The 22,238-nt window shown below is 49.4% G+C and carries 17 protein-coding genes; 7 read left to right on the top strand and 10 right to left on the bottom strand.

All coding sequences use genetic code 11. The features are described 5' to 3' along the window. Positions 1-307 precede the first annotated feature (307 nt). Entirely contained in the window at positions 308-697 is a 390-nt protein-coding gene (locus NC981_RS02655) for an AbrB family transcriptional regulator (protein ID WP_190378547.1), read from the top strand. Positions 698-833: 136 nt separating this feature from the next. Here NC981_RS02655 and NC981_RS02650 read toward each other — a convergent pair whose 3' ends face one another. Further along, on the bottom strand, positions 834-2,765 hold the full coding sequence (locus NC981_RS02650) for a chloride channel protein (protein WP_348241411.1): 1,932 nt from the start codon (positions 2,763-2,765) through the stop codon (positions 834-836). Between the two features lie 262 nt (positions 2,766-3,027). On the opposite strand from NC981_RS02650, the gene NC981_RS02645 reads away from it, so the two are divergent. Then, complete coding sequence (locus NC981_RS02645; protein WP_348241410.1) at positions 3,028-4,683, top strand: glycosyltransferase family 39 protein; 1,656 nt, start codon at positions 3,028-3,030, stop codon at positions 4,681-4,683. 216 nt (positions 4,684-4,899) lie between these two features. Here NC981_RS02645 and rpiA read toward each other — a convergent pair whose 3' ends face one another. From rpiA to NC981_RS02625, 4 genes are all read right to left on the bottom strand, one after another. Continuing rightward, positions 4,900-5,604 carry a ribose-5-phosphate isomerase RpiA gene (rpiA, locus tag NC981_RS02640; protein ID WP_348241409.1) on the bottom strand — a complete coding sequence of 235 codons (705 nt, stop codon included), beginning with the start codon at positions 5,602-5,604 and terminating at the stop codon, positions 4,900-4,902. Positions 5,605-5,658: 54 nt separating this feature from the next. Continuing rightward, entirely contained in the window at positions 5,659-7,140 is a 1,482-nt protein-coding gene (locus tag NC981_RS02635; RefSeq protein ID WP_348241408.1) for an iron uptake porin, read from the bottom strand. Between the two features lie 63 nt (positions 7,141-7,203). Continuing rightward, a complete protein-coding gene (gene gloA / locus NC981_RS02630) occupies positions 7,204-7,632 on the bottom strand; it encodes a lactoylglutathione lyase (protein WP_348241407.1) in 429 nt (142 codons plus the stop codon). Positions 7,633-7,644: 12 nt separating this feature from the next. Continuing rightward, positions 7,645-8,310, bottom strand: coding sequence for a CIA30 family protein (locus NC981_RS02625; protein ID WP_348241406.1), 666 nt, complete (start codon positions 8,308-8,310; stop codon positions 7,645-7,647). Between the two features lie 354 nt (positions 8,311-8,664). Between NC981_RS02625 and NC981_RS02620 the strand changes: the two genes are divergently transcribed. Then, positions 8,665-9,534 carry an alpha/beta hydrolase gene (locus NC981_RS02620; protein WP_348241405.1) on the top strand — a complete coding sequence of 290 codons (870 nt, stop codon included), beginning with the start codon at positions 8,665-8,667 and terminating at the stop codon, positions 9,532-9,534. A 158-nt stretch (positions 9,535-9,692) separates the two neighbouring features. Here NC981_RS02620 and NC981_RS02615 read toward each other — a convergent pair whose 3' ends face one another. From NC981_RS02615 to NC981_RS02605, 3 genes are all read right to left on the bottom strand, one after another. Next, positions 9,693-10,298 carry a hypothetical protein gene (locus NC981_RS02615; protein ID WP_190378538.1) on the bottom strand — a complete coding sequence of 202 codons (606 nt, stop codon included), beginning with the start codon at positions 10,296-10,298 and terminating at the stop codon, positions 9,693-9,695. A gap of 107 nt (positions 10,299-10,405) precedes the next feature. Continuing rightward, a complete protein-coding gene (locus tag NC981_RS02610) occupies positions 10,406-11,662 on the bottom strand; it encodes a glutathionylspermidine synthase family protein (protein ID WP_348241404.1) in 1,257 nt (418 codons plus the stop codon). Further along, complete coding sequence (locus NC981_RS02605) at positions 11,659-11,943, bottom strand: hypothetical protein (RefSeq protein ID WP_190378536.1); 285 nt, start codon at positions 11,941-11,943, stop codon at positions 11,659-11,661. Before NC981_RS02605 ends, NC981_RS02610 begins: the two co-directional genes overlap by 4 nt. Before the next feature lie 149 nt (positions 11,944-12,092). On the opposite strand from NC981_RS02605, the gene NC981_RS02600 reads away from it, so the two are divergent. Further along, positions 12,093-14,186 carry a S8 family serine peptidase gene (locus NC981_RS02600; protein WP_348241403.1) on the top strand — a complete coding sequence of 698 codons (2,094 nt, stop codon included), beginning with the start codon at positions 12,093-12,095 and terminating at the stop codon, positions 14,184-14,186. Here NC981_RS02600 and NC981_RS02595 read toward each other — a convergent pair. Together NC981_RS02595 and NC981_RS02590 are read right to left on the bottom strand one after the other, a co-directional pair. Further along, complete coding sequence (locus NC981_RS02595; protein ID WP_348241402.1) at positions 14,183-14,800, bottom strand: DNA-3-methyladenine glycosylase; 618 nt, start codon at positions 14,798-14,800, stop codon at positions 14,183-14,185. The genes NC981_RS02600 and NC981_RS02595 overlap by 4 nt on opposite strands. Further along, complete coding sequence (locus NC981_RS02590; protein ID WP_348241401.1) at positions 14,793-15,704, bottom strand: phosphodiester glycosidase family protein; 912 nt, start codon at positions 15,702-15,704, stop codon at positions 14,793-14,795. The genes NC981_RS02595 and NC981_RS02590 overlap by 8 nt, the downstream gene beginning before the upstream one ends. A gap of 520 nt (positions 15,705-16,224) precedes the next feature. Here NC981_RS02590 and NC981_RS02585 point away from each other — a divergent pair. From NC981_RS02585 to NC981_RS02575, 3 genes are all read left to right on the top strand, one after another. Further along, positions 16,225-18,306: an SLBB domain-containing protein gene (locus NC981_RS02585; protein WP_348241400.1), complete on the top strand. Its 2,082-nt coding sequence runs from the start codon at positions 16,225-16,227 to the stop codon at positions 18,304-18,306. 95 nt (positions 18,307-18,401) lie between these two features. Next, entirely contained in the window at positions 18,402-20,531 is a 2,130-nt protein-coding gene (locus tag NC981_RS02580) for an AAA family ATPase (RefSeq protein WP_348241399.1), read from the top strand. A 197-nt stretch (positions 20,532-20,728) separates the two neighbouring features. After that, positions 20,729-22,207: an alpha-amylase gene (locus NC981_RS02575; RefSeq protein ID WP_348241398.1), complete on the top strand. Its 1,479-nt coding sequence runs from the start codon at positions 20,729-20,731 to the stop codon at positions 22,205-22,207. The last annotated feature ends 31 nt before the right edge of the window (positions 22,208-22,238 follow it).

The following is a 22,238-nucleotide window of genomic DNA, read 5'->3' as shown; positions in this document are numbered from 1 at the left end:
TGTGCAGATAATCTGCTTCTTTTTTTTATGATAGCGGATCGTTAATTTTAACCAAAATTCCACTCAAATTGAGCCACTTGACAAGCTTTAATTCAGTCGAATGACAATCTTGAAAAATCTCATTTCATTCATCAAGAATTGATTCCAAATTAAAGAATCAATCCTGTCTTATGCCGGTGTGATAAATCAGCAATGCCAGTGTAATATGAATGGGGCAACTGGCAAGGCGCTAAATTTGTCTTGGTTTGGCGGGCTTGTTAGTGTCACAAAATACGATTGCTGTCCACCTGATTTAGATTTCGGATGAATGACTAAAAAGAAAAAGATTGAGCCATTAATGGGTGAAGCCCTGCTCAAAAAAGTAAAAGAACTCGATCATCTCAATAAAGAAGAAAAAGCTAAAGAGTGCGGCTATTACACGGTGACAAAGAACGGTGTAGAGCGCGTGAATATGATGAAATTCCTGAATGCACTAATTGATGCGGAAGGAATTGAGCTAGATGGAAAACAAGGCACAAGTGGTCGAGGTGGTCGGAGCGCAAGCTATCGAATCAGCGTACAGTCTAATGGAAATTTGCTGATTGGGGCAGCGTATACTAAACAAATGGAGTTGAAGCCTGGAGACGAATTTGAAATTTCTCTAGGTCGAAAACATATCCATTTAAAACAACTCGATCGAGAAGAACTCTCGGCTTAAACAAATGGAAAACATCGATTGGACAACGGCGATTCCGGCAGGTCTTGCGATCGCAATTTTTCTAGGTGGAATGCTGATGATGTTTACTGGCATTTGGACAAGCAGAAACAAATAGAAAATTCCTGCTTGTCTAGGTCTAGTTCAATACGCCAAACTCAGGGGCAAGTCCGGTTTTGATCGGGTTTGCCTCTTCTGTATGAGGGAGATATGGCATTAAACGCACGCGAGTTAACGCAAGATTGCACGCTAAGGTAATGCCTTCTTGCTCTAACAGTCCCAGCACATGATCTGGATTGGCGCGATCGATCACAGGAAGCTGATGCAAGCCGCGAGTTGCCATACGATCGAGCGCATCGGTGAGCGGTTCATCCTGATAGGCATAGAGAATATCGGTTGTGCAAACTTCGGCGATCGTGCGTTGACTCAGTCCCTGTTCTGCGTGATGCGGTTCAGTTTCCCAGCGCGCGATCGCCCGATTGATATCTTGCAGCGTGATAATGCCGATCAGGTGTCGATCGTCGTTCACCACTAGCGCACTGTGCGTTTGATGTTGAATCAGTTGCAGTCCTGCTTCTAGCAATGGAGTCAATTCCGCAACCTGCAAAAACCCAGGCTGCATCGCTTCTGCAACCAATAGATTTCTGAGAATTTCTTGCTGATAAAGCGTGGAATTTGGCACTTGATCGGGATCGCGTTTTGCTTCGATTTGCTGTAAGTTCGAGGGCTGTTCTGGACTCGATTTAAACAAATTGACGAGCCAGACGCTTAAACCTACGGCTGCCATCAGCGGTAAAACAATTCGATAATCGCGGGTCATTTCAAACAGCAGCAGAATCGCCGTTAAGGGAGCGTTCACACTTGCTGCCAGCACAGCCGCCATTCCGACCATTGCATAAGCAGGCGGTGCAGCAATACTTGTCGCAAACATCGGCAATACTGAAGGTAAGACTTTGCCATAAGCGGCTCCGAGCGATGCGCCCAAAAACATGGCGGGCGCAAAGATACCACCCACTAATCCACTGCCTAAACTAATCGCCGTCAGCAACAGCTTAACCACCAATAAAGTAATCAGCAGCACCAGCGAGAACTGTACATCTCGCAGCATCGCTTCTACAGTGTCATACCCCACTCCGAGAATTTGTGGCAGTTTCAGCGCCACCACCCCAACACATAGCCCTCCTAGAATCGGCTGAACTTCACGCGGAACTTTTGCCATCCAGCTTGAACCCGGAAGCTTTCCCTTAAAGAAGTCACTTGAGCACTTTAATAAGTTTGTATAGGCGATCGATACCACACAAGCAAACAGCCCCAACCCCAAATAAAGCGGCAATTCTAAAGGACTTCGTACTTCATACGCAGGCAGATCAAAGGCAGGTTGTCCGCCCAGACCAATCTGAGCAATTAGCGCTGACACCACCGCAGAGAGTAGAACAATGCTGGCGGCTGAGGTCTCAAATGTCGTGCCTAGTACCACTTCCAGCGCGAAGAACACGCCCGCGATCGGCGCATTAAATCCGGCTGCCAGTCCGGCTGCGGCTCCTGCTCCTAAGAGTAAGCGTTGACGATCGCGGGACACTTTCAGCAGTTGACCCACAAACAAGCCAAAATTCGCTCCTACCTCAACGCTTGGGCCTTCAGGCCCAAGTGATGCTCCAGTTCCAAGGGAAATGGCGGCGGCGATCGTTTTCGCGATCGGGCGTGTTGCTGACATTTCCTTGCCTGCTTGCACGGCTGCAATGAGGGCAGAAATTCCCGGACTGAATTCTTTCGTTAACCAGCGAATCAATCCGACTAAGACACCCCCCAAAGTAGGGACACAAGCTAGAGTCCACGCACCAAAATGACCGATCGTTCCCATCAGGTCTTCAAGTGCGAGACGATGCACGAATTCAATTAAATAGCGAAACGTAAGCACCCCCAAACCAGCCCCACCACCGATGACGACTGCCAGAATCAAAACGATCGTGTCGGGGTGCGGTTGGAGGCGATTGAATAGTCCAGTGAGGCGAGATGGAGGAGAATTTGAGGAGTCGGGCAGCAGAACTTTGGGCGTCAGGGTCGAGGGCACGGCAGGGGGGGAATAATAAGATTAAATTTTATTTCTCCTTCTCATTGTGGGCGATCAAAGCCAGACAAGACAAGTAATTTGTCGGTTTTTCAATGAGTAAATCTAGACGGTAGGGATCGCTAAAATTATCTGCTCAGATTCTTATGAATTAATACATTTGCCCTATTTAACTAGAAGAACGGCAAGAGATTGTTTTTGGGGTTAACCCCATCACAGGACTGTTTATGATGCACAATGATTCCGTGTATCTAATGATAGAAAAATGGATCGCAAGATTTCGATCGGGAATCAATCAGGAACACCGCGCTATCAAGCTTGGATTGATCCAGGTTGGACGATCGGACTGTGGAGTGCTGCGATCGTGCTGTTTACGATTAATCTCGGTGTTCTCCCCTTGAGAGATTGGGATGAGGGCATCGTGGCACAGATTGCCCGTGAAATTGCGAATGCTCCGTTTGAATCCCTAACCTGGCTGCACCCCCGCGATCTCAATGGCGCACCGTATTTGAACAAGCCGCCTTTGGTGCATTGGTTGATTGCCTTGTGCTATCGAATATGGGGGGTGAGTGAATGGACGACGCGACTTCCCGGAGCGCTGCTAACAGCGACTTCGGTTCCGCTGCTGTATGGCATTGGGCGTGAGGTCTTTTTTCAGCGCAGTACGGCTGTGTTCGCCGCACTGGTTTATCTCACTTCGCTACCTGTCGTGCGTCAGGGACGATTAGCGATGCTTGACGGTGCGATTCTGTGCTTTTTTCTGGCGATGATGTTTTGTTTGCTGCGATCGCGGCGAGATTTGCGTTGGGGTTTGGGAGTTGGTTTAGGATTTAGCTGCCTTTGTTTGACGAAAGGGATTTTAGGAATTTTGCTGGCAGCGATCGCGCTGGTGTTTATCACTTGGGATACGCCGCGATTATTGAGATCAGGATATTTATGGGCGGGCTTTGGTTTAGGCTGTGTTCCCGTTGCGCTCTGGAATGGAGCGCAGGTTTATCGGTATGGTGAGGCGTTTTTAGCGACGCATTTTTTTGATCAATCTTTGAAGCGCGTGTCAGATTCGGTTGAGGATAATCAAGGATTAATTACCTACTACGTTTGGGAAGTCCTGAAAAATGGGGTTCCGTGGGTGGTGTTTTTGCCGATCGCGTTTCGTCATGCTTGGGAAAATCGCACTCTAAGCTGGGCAAGATTGGCTCTGGTGTGGAGCGGAATTTATTTTGCTGTGATTTCGCTGATGCAAACCAAACTGCCTTGGTATGCAATGCCACTTTATCCAGCCTTTGCGCTGGTGGTTGGGGCACAGTTGCAGCGATTTTGGCAACCTGTCTCCTCAGAACCACCGATGATTAAGCGGGTTCGGGTTTGGGTGAGTGTGTTTTTGGTGTTGGCGATCGTCGCTTGGGCAGGTGCGATCTACTATACGTTTTGGGTACGATCGCAGCCGGATGTGCAATTGGTATTTGCAACGCTGGCGCTGACGCTAACGGTAACGGCAGTTCTGATGGCGCGTCAGGATGTGCAGTTTGTCGTGGTATTGATTTGGGGGACGTTTTTGACGCTGCTGGTGTTGATGATGTCGAATTATTGGATCTGGGAACTGCAAGAAGCATTTCCGGCAAAACCTGTGGCACAAATGATTCAGGAAGCCACCGCCAAAGGGCAAACGATTTATACGTCCTATCCTTATTTCCGCCCGTCGCTGAACTTCTATAGTGAGCGATCGATTGTTCCAGCGAGTTCTGAAGCCTTGTTAAAACGCTGGCGCGAGGATGCTCATCCCTATTTGCTGCTCGATCCCGCGTCGTTGAAGAAGTTGCCACAAAAGCAAATCCAGTTTCTGGGCATGAGTGAGGAGTGGGCGTTAGTGAGTCGAGCACCTGCGGTAAAAACGATCAACACAGCAAAGCGAAAGAAATGAAATGCTACGCTCAGCCGCTCGATCGCGAATCTTCATGCCTACTTAGTCCCAATGTCTTATACCAGATTGATTTGTGGATGCGACAGATTCTCGCCCCCTAAATCCCCCAGAATGGGGGACTTTGAGTATGATCTGTCGCATTCTATGTTTAATTCGGTATTAAACGGTAGGGTTGAGTCAAGCATTGAATATTAGTCGCTTGACTCAACTTCAGGATTAGAACTCTCTGACGCTTGGCTGTCCGTCTTTGACTTCTCCGACCATAATCACATCGGCAACACCCACAAATAAGCCGTTCTCAAGAACTCCGGGCAAATTGTTTAGTGCTTTCTCTAGGTCAGCGGGATTGTCGATGCGATCGAACTTCACATCCACAACTAAGTTTCCTTGATCGGTCACAACAGGCCCCGCCTTTTTCACACCCATTCTTAGTTGAGGCTTACCGCCGAGCTTTTCGATCGCTTTCATCACCGGAGTTACTGCCATCGGAATCACTTCAACTGGAAGCAAGAAGGTAGAACCGAGATGCTCCACCAGTTTGCCGCTATCAACCACAACGATGAATTGATCCGCCAAGCTATCAACAATCTTTTCTTGCGTGTGAGCCGCACCACCGCCTTTAATCAGGTTCTTCTGTGGATCAACTTCATCCGCACCATCGATCGCAATATCAATTTTTTCAATCTCATCGAGCGTAGTTAAAGGAATGCCGAACTGACGGGCTAGAACGATCGCTTGAAACGAAGTCGGAACCCCTTTAACGTTTTGCAGATCACCGGCTTGCAATCGCTCGCCGATCGCTTGAATCGCATAAGCGGTGGTCGAACCTGTACCGAGACCGACGATCGTATTCGATTGCACTTTGGCAGCCGCCGCATAACCGACTTGCTGTTTCATCATTGTTACGGGGTCTGCATTCATACCATTTATTCCTGTACAAGTTATCAATTGATCACTGTACTATGTCACGCGACTTTAGAACCCGTAAAGCACTCGCAACGACCATTCGACGAGCGTTGGACTAGCGCGATTGTTGGGATTCGTCACAACGATCACCGAGGGGCTGACATTTAAGCGATCGTTGAGCAGCAGTCCGAAAAAGGCTTCAAAGTTTGTTTGAGTCGCGTTACCTAAGCGATCGGTGATGAAGGGTTGTCCGATCGCTAACCCGGCTTTTGACCCAGGAATGAGGAAGTTTTGAAACGAAACGCCTAATGTCCAAGTTTTCGGATTTAGATCGAGATCTTGCTGTAGCAGAGGATTAAATCCGCGATAGCTGCCGATTCCCAAGCGTCCAAAGATGCCAAACACACCAAAGCGCTGTTGAATTGCCCATTCTGCACCGAGACCTGCTGCATTGATCTGAGTGCCATTGATCTCTGCGTTGGTGTATTGCAATTGCACCTTGATCGGCTGATTTGGAATTGCATATTCTGCTTCCACACTGGCTTGATAACGATCGCGGAACAATCCCGCGCTAGGATTTGAGGAATCTGCTGCGGCGTATAGCGCTCTGAAGGTGAAATTACGATCGGGCGACCAAGCGATCGCGGCACCCGCTCCGCCAAAGCGATCGACCTCGTTTTGCACAATCAATGGATTGTTGGCAAAGAAACTAGAGCCGAAATTTTGCCCGGATTGATTGGCGAAGCTATTGCGATCGATAAAATCACTCGGCGGTAGATTCGAGCCAACGGCAATTTCTAAGTTCTCAGCCGGACGAAACGCATAATAGAGCTTACGAATTTTGAGTTGAGGAGTTGCTTCGACCGGATCAAGTCCACCACCATCTGCTAAAACTCCCGTAGTTCCAAGTAAGTTTTGGCGTTCGTTGTGTGCCAGAGCGATCGCATCTCCGCCATTGTTGCCTGCCTCAAGTTGCGTGACGAGGCGATCGTTCCCTTGAAAGCTGGTGAGTAAATTCAGCCGAACACGCGCCAAAACAGTTGCATTCGCTCTGGTGCCATCAGTTAGCACGTAATAAACTTGTCCGTCTAGCTTTGTGGTTGTCGAAAATTGCTGTCGTTCAAGAGTCGTAATCCGAGTGTTGATGTTGTCAACTCGCGATCGCAATTGAGAGAACGCATTCCCGTAAGCCGCAATCAAGCGCCGAATCGTCTGGATATCTTCCCTGAGCGTTGTGTTTTCATTTCCAGCAAGGAGTTGTTCTTCGATTCTGCCGATGACGGTTGCGATCGCGGCGGCAAACTCGTTACGGCTCAAAGGGCGATTGCCGCGAAAGGTACCATCCGGATATCCGCTCAACACTCCGTAGCGTTCTACCAACGATCGCACCGCTTCAAATGCCCAATCGCCCGGACGCACATCCGATAATTCAGAAACAGACGTGACTTGATCCATCACGTCGTCTGGCTCGATCGTAGGTTGTGACCAAGCAGGAGCAGCCACGATGAGTAAACTACTCAAGCCGAAGCAGAACCATTTCACCTGTTTCACGCACTTTTCTCCTCACGGGCTGCAACCTTCATAGTTATAACAGCCCGCTTAGAGTCGCCTCAATCAAGCATTTGCGGTGGCTGCTGCTTTTTCCGATGCTGAACCTTGTGTGCCAAGTTGGATCAGTTCAACTTTGTAGCCATCTGGATCTTCAACAAAGGCAATCACCGTAGAGCCATGTTTCATCGCCCCCGGTTGGCGCGTCACTTTTCCGCCCCGTTGAGCGATCGCCTCACAAGTCGCGTAAATATCATCGACTCCGATCGCGATATGCCCGTAAGCATCGCCTAGCTCATAGTTGTCTTTTCCCCAGTTGTAAGTAAGTTCAAGCACAGCCGTATCCGCCTCTGCCCCGTAGCCGACAAATGCCAAAGTGAACTCTCCACCGGGGTAATCTTTTTTTCTTAAAAGCTTCATGCCCAGTAAATCGCAATAAAACTTCAGCGACTCTTCTAGGTTTCCGACACGAAGCATGGTGTGTAATAAACGCATTAGGTTCTCCTACTAATAAGCTACGATCGACTCAATTTCTAAGCGAAATGATCCAGAATTAAATCGTGGATTCAATGCGCCATCATATTCAAATTTACTCAGCATCAATTGAAAAGAGCGAATCACATTTGCAGAGATTGGTTTCGCACTCGATAGCGTTTTTGCCCGGAAGACGGGAACGAGTTGAGCAAAGGGAATTTGCACGGTGATCCATTCCTCTGCGACCGTATCAAACGAATGAGAATAGCCGACGCTATCCCAGCCATCATCATCGCGCACTAAAAACTTATAGCGATTCCCATCTCCTTTGATTCGCAGTTCGATTCCGGTAAATGCAGACAGATCGATCGCCGGATCAAAATTGCGCGTCCGAATCGAAGCAAATCCACCCGAATTCGCCGTCGAAACATTCCCCGAAAAAACAGCGACTCCATTTTCCAGACGAACACCGCTATCACTCACGCCGCCCATCACCACATCATCGAGAGCGCCCCAAGTGTTGTGCAGGTCGATCGTCGGATCACTGAAATCGAATAGAACCTGATTGTTGAGCGCAGGCTGAGGATTGGGACGAGGTTGAAACATTTTTTGCAGCCAACTGACAACGGGAATTGCTTCAAAATACTCTAAAGTTTGCACAAATCGACCCAAATCCCATTGAGTCCGTTGTTCATTCATAACGTTCTCCAAATCAGCGGAACTCTCTTCATTCTAAGAAAAGCGATCGGACACTGGATCTGACACTGTAAGAAAGCGATATCGTAAATTGACATCACATTAGAATCAGTATGAAGCTCAATCGAAAACAAACGAAGACCTTACAGCCGTTTTCGAGACTCCCATTCGTGCTGACCTTCTTTGGAGTGATATTGTGAGCTTGTTTAAGGTGGGGAAAAGATTAATGCTTGAATGAATGAAGTGTGAGGTCGTGCAGTAGAAGCAGCATTGCGTGAAGGTTCTACCAAAAGTTGAATCTTCTACTTCTGTAGAATTTGCTGTAATGAAGAGGATGTTTTCTGCGATCGACACCATATGCTGAAATTTCATCCTCCAGGGTTCGGGCAAAAGTTTACTCAAACCAGCTTAGGCACGATCGCATATTACACGCAGGCGCAAGGAATCACCGAAACGCCGATCGTATTCCTTCACAGCTTCGGGGGTGGCTCTTCAGCGTATGAATGGTCAAAAGTTTATCCCTTCTTTGAGTCAACGATCGCGCCTGATCTAATAGGTTGGGGAGATTCGAGCCATCCCGCCCGCGATTACCGACCCGAAGATTATGTGATGATGGTCGCAGAGTTCTTAGAAAAAATATCAGATCAGCCTGTCACGTTGGTTGCTGCTTCACTTACAGGAGCATTGGCAATTCGGTTAGCGACACAACGACCGGAACTGGTGCGATCGCTGTTTCTCGTCTGTCCTTCTGGATTTGATGATTTTGGACAGAATGCAGGGCGACGAATTCCCTTGGATATTATCAATACGCCAATTTTGGATCGAATTATTTATACGATCGGTGCAACAAATGACCTGGCAGTACGGAATTTTCTAGAGAACTTCCTGTTTGCAAATCGAGATCGGATTACACCAGAAATAGTTAATGCCTATCTAGAATCGGCTCGAAAATCAAATGCAGAATACGCTGCGCTGTCATTTTTGCGGGGCGATTTGTACTTCGATTTGTCGCTCTATTTGCCGCAATTAAACACACCGACTGCGATCGTCTGGGGAAATCAAGCCCTATTTACCGATGTCAATTTAGGGCGACGCATTGCAGCGGCAAATCCACAAGCAATTCGGCGATTTGAAGTTGTGCCAGAGTCAGGTGTTTTAGCACATTTGGAACAGCCCGCGATCGTCGCTCGGCTGCTCAAACAATGGATAAATTCGGAGACAGATTGAGCTTGTTCCGCTAAATCGCTAATCGCAACTGATTAGAATGATCCACCTTTGGATAGACAAAAGAAGTGATTTCAAAGGCTGGATCAGACGATCGTGTGATCTAGCGTTTCAACACCTTTAAATAAAAAATTGGGCGATTAAGAAACCGCCCAGATCCCTTATCGATTGGCTGGCTGATCCGCAGTTCGTGGATATTGCACGTCCACGAAGCCGAGTTCTAGCAATTGCTGATAGGCTTGTTTACCCAAATCGCGAGTCGGCTGCTGGCTTCGGATAATTTGCACCAAAAGCGGAACTGCTAATTCAGATTGGTTCATTGCCCGATGCACTAATGCCAAACGATAGGTTGATTGATCCCGCAATTCTGCTGCTTCTAAAGCCTTTTTGCGCTGACTGTCTGCCACACGGGTATCAATGCCAGAGAAACTCGCTGTCAACTCTTGATAGAAGTTAGATAACTGATTGTAAACTTGCCGCGCTTCTTGCAGCTTCTTCATTGCCAAGGGTAGATTCTGCGATTTGACGGCTTGATCCGCTTCATTCATCAGCCGTTGTCCACCCTGCATACTCAGTAAACCATCACTCTGAGCCGCCGTTGGACGCACCACATTCGGGCTATTGGGATCGATCGGGCGAGCTTGTCCAGATGCAGGCTTGGTCGATTGAGCCTGAACAGACGGCACTTGGAACATTACACCTGCAAGCATTGAGAGCGAAAGAATGCCAGAGATGGAAAGGGGTTGAATCGTTCTCAGATGAGCCATGAATAATTGCAGAATGCTAATAGGACAACTCGGAACTCTCGGATCTTATCACTGCAAGATCCATTTTCTTCAAATGAAGCCCAGTGGCTCGTTTTGTTCCTTAGAGGTTAAACAGGAACGCCGATCGGGCACCAATACGAGTAATCATCGGTAATTTTGCCTTCGGAGACGCGCAATCCAACCCCGCCCGCAATGAAGCGATCGTCTCCATTGTTAAATAGCCAGGTACTCCACAAAGCGGTGAGTGATTTCTCAGCAATTCCAACCGTGGGGAAATCGAGTAATTCTTGATAGACGTAATCTTGATTCGTGTACCAAGGATCTTGATTGGAACTTTCTACGCCAACTTCACCCCGAATCATTGAAAAACAGCCTTCTCCTTGTCGTCCTAAAACGGGTTTTGCAAAGTAAGTATCGCCCATTTCATCTGAAGTTTGAGCGGTTTTTGGAAAGAGATCGTAAACCGTTTCAGCGAGTTCTGATGGGAAGAAATCTAAGCCTAAATCGCTAATTAAAGCAAAGATACTCTTGGGCTGGAGTGCGAAAGCTGACGCGAAATTAACGATCGCAACCTTTCGTTTCAGAATCAATTCTTCCAATGCCGACCAAAGTTCTCTCCCTTCGGCATCGCGATCGTGAATCACCCACTCGACCGGATACCACATGAATAAGATATTGATCGGTTCTCCGGTTGTTTCGTGAAATAAGTATTGATGATTTTTAATTTTTAGTTCCTCGATCGGAAACACTCGACAATTTTCAGCCGTGAATGGTCTTAACCAGCGCATCGTTCCCATATCTTCGGTGTTGTTCAGCGTGGTTAAGGCAATTTGACAGTGTTCGAGTGGTTTTTTAAGCCAATCTGCGGCGCGTTGAAGCTGTTGGCTCATGGCATAGCTCAGCACAGATTGCAATCCGAGTTCTGGTGGCTTAAATCCAAAATGCTCTGCAACTTTGGCATTGCCTTCGAGACATTCAAACCAAAAACTTGGCGTTTGCACATTCGCTTCGATGACTTTATACACCTGCGTTTTCTCATTCCAGCACCAATCGAGCCGCATACAAAATGGAGCTAATTGATCGAACTGAATTACTCGAAGAGTTTCTTCGGGAAATCCATATTCAAGCAAGGTTTCCTCGTCGAATTCGCGCACTACTGTCCAAAGATGGGCAAGCACGGCTCCGACTCGTTCCGCCGATCGCTTCATTCTGATCACCTGGTCTTCTGTCACTGGATGACAGTGATATAGCGCATAAGGACTTGGAATATCAGAAGTCGCATTCATCATTGCCAGGTTGTACCAAGGCATTCGGATTTGTTGGAAGAAGCGATCGCGCTCCATCCCGTGAAATGGATTACTCATCCTCCCGCACGCCCTCCACCAAAACTGCCGAAACCGCTCCGACCCGACGATCGACCCGAAACTCCGGTTCCCTCTGAACCACCAGATGAGCCACCGCCCGATCGATAAGATGACCCGCCATAACTGCTTGAACCTCCACGAGACGCACAATTTTGCGGCACTCGACCCTGAGCATCCGGTTGGCATTCGGTGGTTGAGGAAGACGTGCAGCCTGTGAGTGGCATGAGGATCACAGTGGACACTGCCAGACTAAAAAACAACTGCAAACGATTCGATTTCATAATTATCGTTCAGGCTTGACGGGCACATACTTAAGAGATACAGCACGATTTCAGGGTTCCCGCAGACTGGATGTTAAAAACAATAAAGCAATCTAGGAGTCGGACAGATTGCAGGTGAAATATGAGTTAGAAAGCGTTGGAGAAGTGCGATGACGAACCCCTCACAATCCCAAGGAAATGCCAGCATTCCAGAAGAAAATCGCGACAGAATTCTTCAACGTGGCGGTGAAGAGTTACTGGTTGAAAAACTCGACGATCGCTTCGCTGTAAACGCAACTTCTAAAGAGCAAGCCTGGGATTTGGTCAATAAAGCCCCGATCCAAATTAATCCCGGTGCCGCCCCGCCTCAACTCACAGAATTTATCGTTGCTCCGAATCAGAAAGTTCAGGTACTAAACCAGGTGCGCTCAGAAGAGCAAGTAAACTACGCGAGCCATGTCTATCAAATCAAAGACAATCCTGGCTCAAAGCTCTACGTCACGAACCAAATTACGGTTCAATTTGATCCGGCGGTGAGTCCTGATGTGATTCGCTCGATCGCTGAAGAATTCGCTCTAGAACAGGTGAAACAAATTGTCGGAATTCCCAATACTTTCGTTTTTCAACTCACCGCAAATTCAACCGAAAACCCGCTCAAAATTACCAACCGATTGATTACGCGATCGGAGATTCTGACCGCAGAACCGAACATCATTGTGCGTCAGCAGGGATACTATCGCCCCAAAGATCCGCTCTACTCGAAGCAATGGCACCTGAATCATTCAGGCGGATCAGATTTAGCACCTGGATCGCACGTTTTTGCAGAGCAAGCTTGGGACATTACCAAAGGCAGCCGATCGATCGTGGTTGCAGTCATGGATGATGCCGTCGATTTGAATCATCCCGACTTTCAAGGATTGGGCAAGGTTGTTGCACCGCGAGACTTTAGAGGCAAAGACTTCGACCCTGACCCAGATGAACCAGGCGAAGATCATGGAACGTCTTGTGCGGGGGTTGCCGTTGCAGAAGAAAACGGCTTCGGGATTGTGGGAGCCGCTCCGGGCTGTGCATTGATGCCGATTCGGACGACTGGATTTTTGGATGATCAAACGATCGAAGATTTATTCGCTTGGGCGGTCGATCGTGGGGCATCGGTGATTTCTTGCAGTTGGGGTCCGAGTGCGGTCAATTACCCCCTGTCTTTGAGACAACGCGCCGCGATTACTCGCGCTGCTACCGAAGGGCGCGACGGCAAAGGCTGTGTCATTTTATTTGCTGCTGGAAATGCCAATCGCCCGACAAACGGCACCATTAACGAAGCCGGATGGCGCAACAATGCGCTCAGTGGCAATACTCGGTGGTTCGGCGGTTTCACTGTGCATCCAGACGTGATCACCGTTTCTGCCTCGACCAGCTTGAACAAAAAATCGGCTTATAGCAATTGGGGTGCTGAGGTTTCAATCTGTGCGCCCAGCAATAATGCGCCCCCAGGAATGGGACTTGCAGGAGTTGGCTATGTGGCGACACCACCAGAGGTTCGAGTTGCACTGCGGGGATTGGGAGTTGTGACCGCCGATCGACGCGGCAATGATGGCTATGATCAGGGCGATTTTACGTACGGTTTTGGTGGTACATCGAGCGCTTGTCCATTAGCCGCAGGTGTGGCAGCGTTAGTGTTGTCGGCAAACCCAGACTTAACCGCGCAAGAAGTTCGGCAAATCTTGCAGCAAACCGCAGATAAAATTGTTGATCCTGATCCTGATCCGCAGTTTGGGTTGCGTAAAGGAACCTATGATGCAAATGGGCGATGTGATTGGTTTGGCTACGGGAAAGTGAATGCTGCAAAGGCGGTTCAAGCTGCAAGTGCAAGAAGAGTTCCGCTAATGGTAGCTCGATCAATCTCTGGTGAAAATAACAATATGGTAATGATTCCTGATAATAATTCTTCAGGAGTCGTCAGTGCAATTCAGATGAATGACGCTACAACAGTCAAAGATATTCAAGTTAGCGTTAATATCACGCACGATTATCTCGGTGATATCGAAGTCAGTTTAATCGCACCTTCGGGACAGACTGTATTATTGCAAGGTCGAACGCTGGGACGGCAAACGGTATTGAATCGATCGTACTCTCTACAAACAACGCCAACACTAAGAAGAATGCTAGGACAATCGACGCAGGGACGTTGGTTATTAAAAGTAGTAGATGCCATTCCAAACGATACCGGGATGATCAACGGTTGGAAGTTAACGATCGGGATTTAGCTAATCTCCAAACTTCGCCATAAGTACCAACTGGCGATCGTCGAATATGGCTTCCAAGCTTGTCCAATTTTCATTACGGTTTTGCGATCGGGTAATTCATCTAATTCATAAATGCGACGAATGCCCGATCGAACACCTAAATCATCGACGGGTAACACATCCCAACGATGCAGCCGAAAAATCAATAACATCTGAACTGTCCAGCGCCCGATGCCTTTAATTTTCGTTAGCGTTTGAATAATGGTTTCATCATCTAGCGGCTGCAATTCCTCCAGCGTTGGTAAACCTGTTAAAACATTCTGTGCTAAGTCTTTCACGTAAATGATCTTCTGGCGTGATAATCCGACTTGTCGCAGTATTTCATCGGGTGTGTCCAAAATCGCTTCTGCATTCATCCCGCTTGGATAAAGTTGCAGAAAGCGATGATAGATTGCAGTTGCAGATTTGGTCGAAAGCTGTTGATAGATAATCGATCGTGCCAGCGAATCCAGCAATCCACCTAAATGCTGAGCTTGATCAAGCGTACAGACTCCAACTTGATCAATGATCGCACCCAGTTTTGGGTCTGCGGATTTTAGGGCTTGCGTGGCGATCGCATAATCCAGCTTATTCATGCACAACAATGGCAGATTTAATGGCTCTTGGAACGGGCTTTCCCGCTTTATCCACTTTGCCATAGAACGTTTGATCTTGGTAAACCAGCGCAGAAGAAGAGCCGCCATCGAGATTCAACGCCTGCTTCACTCCCAATCGCTGCATAAATCCCACCATCGCTTGCACCGACATTCCAGAATTCTGCGGTGCATCCGCTCTCTGGGCTGCCATGACTAACACGACCGATCCGTCTTGCGTAATTCCGATCGCGCTTCTTGAATTCCGTTGATTCACACCGATCGAGTCTCGTCCCACGTTTGGATCAACAAACCCCTCTTCAGTCGCAGTAAATTCTGGTAGAAGCTGAGGGCCTCCCCCGATCGCATCGATCAACTTACAACCCGACGGAACCTTCTCTAATCGAGACGCGATCGCATACTGCACCTGCTCACCACACTGGTAACTGCGAAACTCCGATCGCTCCAAAATCTGCGGCAAATAAGGCTGAAGATCCAGATTCTGCATTAACCGATCGTTTTGCTCTGGATTGCTTACAACCTTTCCATTTTTAGTGACATACGAAGTCGTTTTCGCGTTTTTAGGATCGAAGAAACCGCCATTGAGAACCGCAATCGCCTTTTGGAGTTGGGCAAATTCTTCCACCGTTTCAAGCGTTGGAGAAACCGCGATCGACACTTTAAACCGACTCCGAGGCGAAATCGTTACCGTATGAATATCGCTATTGGGTAGAGAATAGCGCTGGTACTTCGGCAACTCAACGATCGGCGTAGAAGCAGGAGAGGTCGTTGCCTCTGGCGTGGATTGTGATGAAACCGGAGCGGACGGAATCAATGAATAAACAAACCACAACCCCAAGCCGCCACATCCAAACAAGGCTAAACTTGCGATCCACAATCTTTTCACGATCGAACTCCTGATGATGAAAACTCCACAACTGCTTGAAGCATACAAGCCACCCATGCTTCACAGTCTCTTTATTAGAGCGTGAATTCAGCGAGACGAAATAAAAATTGCAGTAGAGCCTGGTAAAACGAAATCTTTGCAGTGATTATACGGATAACTCAGGTGCGTTCCTTCAATTGCTGCACTAAGCTCTGTCAAATCTACCCGTAATTCCTTGATTTACTCTTCAAGGCTAGAATTTCGCCATTTTTCGCAGGCAGCACCCGTCGCCATAGAGATCAAACTTCTAGCTCACAATCCACAATCTCGCCAGCAAAAACAACACCCCTCTCTTGCCCTGATCCCGCTAACAACCCGCAAAATTTCTGATGTTGTTTTAGCAACATTCATGATTTTGTCCTGATTCCTCCGGAAGATTACCGTATCAGTAGTCGTGTGCATCGAAATTGCCTAGAAATTCCCTGCGCTTCTCTTTGACCGCGCACTCTCAATAGCCGAGTTTATATCCTCCTGTGAGCTTATGAAGTTGAAGTTATCGCCGACTCGCGTATCACTCCTCGCTTTGGGTGCTTTTGCAGCAGTCGTGGCTCAAGAGCTAGCCCGCTCCGATGCAAAGACTCCGAGCGCCACACCGCCTAATAAATCTAACGCTAAGCAAAACTCCGCTCCCCCAGCCGCACCCCTTCCCGATCGAGTCGCGCTTTCTCAGCCAGAAAGCCTGTTTTCTGCGCTCCCCACGATCTCAAATCCAACCGCGATCGCAAAGCCCGCAGTCCCAGCGAATCAACCGATCGTTCCGCCGCCGCCCCCAACCGTTACTGCATCCTTGCCCAATCTGGGCGTGACCGATGTGAACCAACTGCCGATCGATACCATTATCGAGCAAACCCTGAAGCTTCCCCCGCCGCCGCCTAAAGTTGCCGTCAGCCCGGATCAATCTGCTCCGAAAGCCCCAACAGGCGCTCCGAAGGATGTGCAGGGTCATCGCGCCCAGCCCAGCATCACGGCAATAATGCAGCAAGGCATCATGAAAGGCTACAGCGATGGGACATTCCGACCGGATGCCCCCATCACCGATGCTCAGTTCAAAAGCATCACCAAACAGGCAGCCACAAAATCGAGCGCGATCGCATCGCTAAAACGTCCGAAAGACATCGTGACCCGCGCCGATGCTGCCACCTATATTCATCGGCAATTGCTCAGAGCCAGCACGATCGAGAAATCTCAATTGGTCGCTCAGGCTCCCACCTCGGCTCCATTACCGATCCTGAACGCTAGCGACTCGGCTCAACTGGTCAACAGCACGCCTGCAAGCCGTCCTCTACCCCCTGCAACTCCACCCATCGCCGTTTCATCTGATGTAGATACAGCGGATACTGACTCCTACACCTTGGGTGCGGGCGATCGCATCCGCGTCGAGATTTTCAACGTGCCAGAGTACAGCAAGGAATATCAAGTCCTTGTGAATGGAACACTGAATCTGCACCGGGTCGGCAACGTTTCAGTCGCCGGATTAACGATCCGTCAGGCTCAAAGCGCGATCGCCGCTCGTTACTCCCGCCTGCTCAAAGCCCCCACCGTGGATGTCAGCCTGACCAGCGCCCGTCCTGTCAACGTGGCGATCGCCGGTGAAGTCGGCAAGCCCGGAACCTATGCGCTGTCGTTTGGCGAGGGTGGAAAATTTCCCACCGTGACGAAACTGATTCGCGAGGCAGGTGGCATGAATCGCTCTGCAGATGCGCGCCAGGTGGTCGTGCGGCGCAACGGCAGTCAGGAAATTCGCCTCAATATGTGGGAACTGTTTACCACGGGTAATATCCGCCAAGATTTGTCTCTGCGCGATGGAGATTCGATTTTCATTCCGGCGGCAAATTCGGTCAATCTAGCTGAAGTTGCACAAATGGCAGATGCCAACTTTAGCATCAGCGCGACTCAACCCGTTAATGTTGCTGTGGTTGGCGAAGTAGCGCGTCCAGGTCCTTACATCATTAAAGACCAAACTCCCACGCTCTCTAGCGCAATTCGAGAAGCAGGCGGCATCAAACAGCTTGCCAATTTAAAGGAAGTCAAAGTTCGTCGCAACACCCGCAGCGGCGCTCCTCAAACGATCAGCGTCGATCTCTGGCAATTGCTTAGATCCGGTGATCTCAAGCAGGATCTAGTGTTGCAGCAGGGCGACACGATCGAGATTCCAACCGCACTCGCGCTTAACTCAGAAGAAGCGAGACAGCTCGGTGATGCCAGCTTTGCCCCGAGATCGGTCAAGATTACCGTAGTTGGCGAAGTTGAGAAGCCCGGTCAAGTCGAAGTGCCGATGAATACGCCACTGAATCAAGCCTTGCTTGCAGCAGGTGGATTTACGCGCCAAGCGAATCGTCGTCGGGTGGAATTGGTACGGCTCAATCCAAATGGCTCTGTGAGTCGTCAAAATGTCTCGATCGACCTGTCACGCGGAATCGATGAAAAAGGCAATCCGCTGTTAAAAGACGGTGACGTGCTGGTGATCGATCGTAATGGGCTTGCAAAAACAGGCGATACGCTCAACAACGTTCTCGGGCCTGTGCTTCAAGTCTTGCCGTTCCGATTCTTATTTGGATTGTAAAGGTTGTTACTCAACGCTTCTGTCACCTGTGAAGGCGCTGGTCTTCTTGCTTATTTTCGGTGCTGTTCGCCCTCGATTTTTCTTTAGGTGCTTTCATGGAAAACCAGATTAAAACACCGCTCTCTCCCTCCGAAAAAAACGGCAAAGTTCCCCACGCTCCAGAATACTTGCTGGTGCCTGACTCCACACAAGCTGACGAAGATTCGGGGAAACTGCTAGAAGCACTGCGCCGCAAAATTCCGCTGATCGCAGGCGTGACTGCTGCAACGACTGCTGCAGCTTGGGCAATCTCATGGAATCAGCGACCCACTTATGAAAGCGGGTTCCAGCTTCTGATTGAACCGGTCAGCCTTCAAAACCAGCAAGACCGCGATCCCTTGGGATCGGCTCCGTCCTCCAATCAAGACAACGTCAGTTACGAGACCCAGATTGCGGTGCTGAAAAGCGCGAAGCTGCTGCAACCGATCGCCGAGCAAATCGCCCAGCGCTACCCAGAAATCGCCAGGGAAAACTTTGCGGAAAAGCTGACGATCGAGCGCCCAGCCGACACCAAGCTAATTCAAGTCAGCTACCGCGACTCTGATCCCGATCGCATCAAATTTGTCCTCGACAAACTAGCAGAAGGCTATCTGAGATACAGCCAGAAAGAGCGTGAAAGTAATCTCAGCTATGGCATTGCCTTTGTCGATCGTCAAATTGGTGAAACCCGCAAACGGGTAGACAATCTGCAACGTCAGCTTCAAGCCTTTCGGCAGCAGAATAACTTCATTGCGCCGGAATCGCTTGCAGGACAAGTCACTGGACAAGTTCAATCGATCGCGCAGCAAAAATTCCAGACCGACAGGGAAATTGCAGAGATGCGGCGGCAGTATGGCAACCTCCAAGGGAGCGATGGTGCGAGGGCAGCGCTTGCTGCTGATGGGGCTTATCAAGGCGTTCTAAACAAGCTGCGCGACCTTGAAGCAAAGATCGCCACCGAATCGACGCGCTTTCAGGGTGACACCGTGGAAATGAGAGCCTTGCAGCAGCAGCGGGCTAGTCTTGTGCCAGTCCTGCGGCAAGAAGCGCAGCGCGTGTTGGGCAATCAATTATCCAAAGTCGCCTCGGATCTCTCGGTACTGGAAACGCGGCGGCAGGTGTTAGACCGCGCTGACGCTTACTGGAACGGAGAAGTGCAGCGCTTGCCTGTTCTAACGCGCATCTTTACCGATCTCGATCGTGAACGCACTGTTGCGACCGAAAGTTTAACTCGCTTGCTTGGCACTCGTGAGAATCTCCAAGTGCAAGCCGCCCAAAAGGACATTCCCTGGCAACTGATTACTCCACCGAGTCGTCCTAGCCAAGCTACGGACTCGCCGCAGCGCAACATTATTCTAGGGGCACTGGCAGGGTTGCTGTTGGGATCGGGGGCAGCGCTGCTGTCCGATCGACTCGATCGTCGAGTTCGCCGCATTTCGGATATCAAACGGCTCTCCAAGCTGCCGGTCTTGGGCGTAATTCCGTATGAAGTCAAAACGCCCGAAGTGCTGAAAGATCTACAAATCGCGCAGGCCTCCACCGAACTCGCTGAGGGGAATGCCTTTACTGAAGCCTTCCGATCGCTCTACACCAACCTCCGCTTACTGAATACCGATCATCCAGTGCGATCGCTGGTCGTTAGTTCTGCGACACCCGGAGATGGTAAAACCACGGTTGCCCTGCATTTAGCGCAAGCGGCAGCCGCCATGGGACAGCGAGTGTTACTGGTCGATGCGGATCTGCGTCACCCAGAGATTGCCGAACGATTAGAGATTACAAACAGTAAAGGCTTGACCGAACTGGTTGCTCAGAGCTTGAATCCTCAAGATGTCATTCAGCGGCTTGAAGCGCTAGTCACGGTGAGCGGAGGCGATGAACCCATGCTGGGACGCACCAATTTTTCGATTCTCACCAGTGGGAAAATGCCCCTCGATCCGACTCGGTTACTATCGTCCCAAAAGATGCAGCGTTTGAATGACTATTTCAAAGCGATGTATGATCTGGTGATTTTTGATGCACCCCCGCTTCTGAGCTATGCCGATAGTAGCTTGCTTGCTACCTGCACCAACGGAATGCTCGTCGTTGCCGGAATGGGTAAAACGGATCAAGCCGACCTGAGACAAATGTTAGACACATTACAAACTGCGCGAGTTCCGGTACTGGGGATCGTTGCGACGTGCAGTAATGCAGCCGCTGTCGAAGATTGACGCACGATCGTATCTGCTGCCCAATCTACACTCAGACTTAAAAAATCCTCGTCAAGATTTCTCTTGCGGTGGATAGAAATCAACTGGAGCCTTCCTTAAAATCTGGATGTCGAAAGATTAAGCCGTGATCATAAAGGCTTGCGATCGCATTAGGACTCTAAGGTTATTACTCTAAGTTTGATAAAAGGAATCGGGATATGTCTGAACCGAATGGCGTGATGATGCAGTACTTTCATTGGTACTTGCCGAGTGATGGAACATTCTGGAATGAACTAGCAGAAAAGTCTAAAGAACTTGCAGAAGTTGGGGTCACGTCGCTCTGGTTGCCTCCGGCTTATAAAGGAGTCGGAGGCGAGTATGAAGTCGGGTATGGGGTTTATGACCTCTACGACTTGGGCGAATTCGAGCAGCATGGCTCGGTACGGACAAAGTACGGTACCAAAGACGAATACCTAAACGCAATCAAAGCGGCTCAGGCAGCAGGCATTCGGGTCTATGCGGATATTGTTTTTAATCACCGCATGGGTGCCGATCAGCAAGAGGAAATTGAAGCAACCCCATTGAGTCCCGACAACCGCAGTGAAGCGATCGGCGAATACAAGCCCGTCAAAGCTTGGACGCATTTCACCTTCGCGGGTCGCGGCGGCAAATACTCCGAGATGGAATGGCACTGGTGGCACTTTGACGCGATCGACTACGACGAGTATGAGAAACACAGACAAGCGGTGTATCTGCTCAAGGGCAAAGAATTCGATGACAATGTAGACCTAGAGAAAGGCAATTTTGACTATCTCATGGGCTGCGATATCGACATGAATCACCCGGAAGTGCGCGAAGAATTGAAGCGCTGGGGTGAGTGGTATCTCGACACAACCGGAGTCGATGGTTTTCGATTTGATGCTGCTAAGCACGTAAAAGCGCCGTTCTTTCAGGAATGGCTGGAACACATGCGGCAGTACGCTCAGCGCAACCTGTTCGCGGTGGGTGAATACTGGTCGTATGAAGTGGAAGCGCTGCATTACTTCATTGAGGCGACTCAGGGAACTGTTGCACTGTTTGATGCGCCGTTGCACTTCAACTTCCATGTGGCAAGCCAATCGGGCGATAGTTATGATATGCGCCAGATCTTTGATAACACCTTGGTACAGCAGCAGCCTGCTTTGGCAGTGACGATGGTCGAGAACCATGATTCTCAGCCGCTACAGGCGCTAGAGTCTCCCGTCGAACCTTGGTTTAAGCCGTTAGCTTATGCGCTGATTCTGCTGCGCTGCGAAGGCTATCCTTGTCTGTTTTACCCTGATTATTATGGAGCGCACTATCGCGATAATGGCAACGATGGCAACGAGCATGAAGTGTGGCTAGATTGTCATCGCTGGCTGATCGATAAGTTTCTGTATGCGCGGCGTGAGTATGCTTACGGCGATCAATACAACTACTTTGATCATTCTAATTTGGTCGGCTGGACGCGCTTAGGAAATGAAGCGCATCCGGGCGGAATGGCAGTGGTGATGAGCAACGGAGACGGCGGCAGTAAGTGGATGGAGGTGGGACAGCCCGATCGTACCTATATCGATATCACCGAACACGTTCAAGAACCTGTGACGACCAATGCAGAAGGCTGGGGCGAGTTCGGGTGTAACGGTGGATCGGTTTCGGTTTGGGTGCCGCAATCTTAGTTTTGCGTTTATCCCACAAACCCGTAGAGAC

The organism is Leptolyngbya sp. DQ-M1 (assembly GCF_039962505.1).
Classification (GTDB): domain Bacteria; phylum Cyanobacteriota; class Cyanobacteriia; order Leptolyngbyales; family Leptolyngbyaceae; genus Leptolyngbya.
The sequence above is the reverse complement of the archived record's forward strand: the minus strand, read 5'-3'. Positions and strand labels throughout refer to the sequence as shown.